The following is a 2,418-nucleotide window of genomic DNA, read 5'->3' as shown; positions in this document are numbered from 1 at the left end:
GCAGGGTCAGATGAGGATAAGAGACAGGGTGAGGGGTGGGAGAGCAGGAGGTGCCCGAGCGAGCCGAGCGGGTGAGAGCGGAGTGTGAGAGCGAGCCGGACGGGGAACCGGTTGTTTTCCCTCGCCCCGCAAGGAGGCCGCGGTGTCCCGGTTTCGCGCCCTGCTCGCCGCCGTCGCGCTGGCACCCGCGGCCCCGGCCCTGACCGGGCTGCGGGCCGCGGCGGGCGGCGCGGCCGACGTGATCGCGCTGACCCGCGGCGGCACCGCGACCGCCGTCCAGCTGACCCGCAGCGCGACGACGGGTACCGCCGAAGCGGTGAAGACGCTCAGCCGGCAGCCGGCCCGGCTGGGGCTGCGGCTGCCCGGGACCGGCCCGGTGGTCCGGTCGCTGCGCGCCCTGGCGGAGGGCGACGGCCGCCGCAGGGTCTGGGCGGACGGCGGTCGCGCCCACATCCAGCTGCGGGGCCTGGCCGCGGGCGGCCCGCACCACCGCCGGCTCGTCAAGGCGGTGACCGGCGCGCTGCGGGAGATCGAAGGGGTCGACCTGGCCGAGGTCAATGCGGTCACCGGGCATGTCCTGGTGGCGTTCGCCGAGGACCAGGTCGAGGTGGCGGACCTGGTCGAGGCCGTGACCAGGGCCGAGTCGGCCTTCCACCACGCCCTGCGGCAGGAGGCGCCGGAGGTCGCGGCGGGCGCCCTCCTCCACCCCGAGAGGCCCGGCCCGCCCGACGACGAGGCGGCCACGGCCGCGGCCTCGGTGGCGCTGGCCGTGGACTGCGCCGGCCTGGTCGGCGCGGCCCTGCTGAGGCTCACCCGGGTGGCCCCCGCACCGAGGCTGGTACGGGCGGCGGTCGCCCTGGCGGACTCGCTGCCCGCCGTACGTCAGGACCTGGGGTCCCGGGTCGGCCGCCACCGGGCCGAGGTGCTGCTGGCCGCCGCCAACGCGGTCCTCCACGGGGTCTCCGACGGACTGGCGCCGCTGGCCGTGGACGCCGTCCACCGCTGCCTGCAGCTCTACGAGGTCGGGGCGCGGGGTGCCGCCTGGGCCGCGGCCCAGCCCGTCCTGTGCGCCAAGGGCATCCCCGTACCCGACCGGCTGCCGCAGCCGCCGCCCAGGCCGGTGCCCTTCCCGCAGGGCCCGGTGGAGCGGGCGTCCGACCGGACGGCGTTCGCCGAACTGCTCGGCGCCGGAGCCACCGTCCTGATCTCGCACCACACCGACGCCGCCGCGGACGCACTGCTGGCCACCCTGCCGAGGGCCGCCCGGCTCGGCCGGGAGTCGTTCGCCGCGGTGCTGGGGCACGACCTGGCGCGGCGCGGCACCGTGGTGCTGGACCCGGGCGCGCTGCGCCGGCTGGACCGCATCGACGCCGTGGTGATCGACGCCCGGGTGCTCTGCGGCGACCGGCTGCGGCTGCTCTCCGCCGAGTCGGTGCACGACGACCTGGCGGACGCCGAGGTGTGGCAGCAGGCCGCGCGGGTCCTGCACGGCCGCACGGTGCAGGACCTCTGCGGCCGGGGCCCGTGGGCAGAGGGTGACTACCGGCTGCGGCGGGTGGCGCGGCGGGCCGGGGAGGAGGCCGCCGCGGACGGCCCCGCGGGCCCGCAGGGGCTGGCCGCGGAGCTGCACGGGCCGCAGGGGCTCTGCGGGAGGGTCCGGGTCGGGGTCACGGCGGCGCCGCTGGCCGAGGCCCTTGTGGACCTGGCGCAGCAGACCGCGGCCCAGGTGGCGGTGACCGCGCATGCCAGCATCCATGAGCTGCTGGGCCAGGCGGAGGAGGCGGCGGAGGGCGACGAGGGCCTCACCGAGGCCGTCCGCACCCTGCAGGCCGACGGCCGGGGCGTCCTGCTGATCGCCTGCAACCGCCCGCATGCGCTGCGGGCCGCCGATGTGGGCGTGGCCCTGGTACCGGAGGACGGCGGCGCGGACTGGACGGGCGACATCCTCTGCGGGGCGGCCGGCACCCCGGGTTCGGGGCTGGAGCAGGCCTGGCGGGTGCTCACCGCGGTGTCCGCAGCCCATGCGCAGAGCACCGGCGCCGCCCACGCCTCCGTCGCCGCCTCCGCGCTGGGGGCGCTGCTCTCCGCCTCCCGGCCGCCGGAGCGGGGGCGCGGCCCCTTCCTGGGGTGGCGGACGGCCCCGCCCGTCCATCTGGCGGCCATCGGGTCGATGGCGACGGGCGCGCTGCGGGCCCGCGGGGTGTCCCGGCGCTCCGCGCCGCCCCCGGTGGTGCGGGACTCCTGGCATGCGCTGCCCGGTGACGAGGTGTACGAGCGGCTGCGGGAACTGCGGGATCTGCAGGCGCCGGGGGGGAGGCCGGGCCCCGGCGGGGAGACCGACGACGACGCGGGGGCCGGATGGGCGGTCGAGGCCGGGGCGGCGGCCGTGGCGCGGGCCGTCTCCAGGGTGCCCGGGGC

Annotated in this window: 1 pseudogene; it reads left to right on the top strand. The window is 78.8% G+C overall.

Annotated elements, in window-relative coordinates:
• Positions 1–142: 142 nt before the first annotated feature.
• Positions 143–2,418: pseudogene (locus AOK09_RS34950) on the top strand (heavy-metal-associated domain-containing protein); the annotation flags it as partial.

Origin of the sequence: Peterkaempfera griseoplana (assembly GCF_001418575.1) — a bacterium.
GTDB classification, from domain to species: domain Bacteria; phylum Actinomycetota; class Actinomycetes; order Streptomycetales; family Streptomycetaceae; genus Peterkaempfera; species Peterkaempfera griseoplana.
The sequence above is the reverse complement of the archived record's forward strand: the minus strand, read 5'-3'. Positions and strand labels throughout refer to the sequence as shown.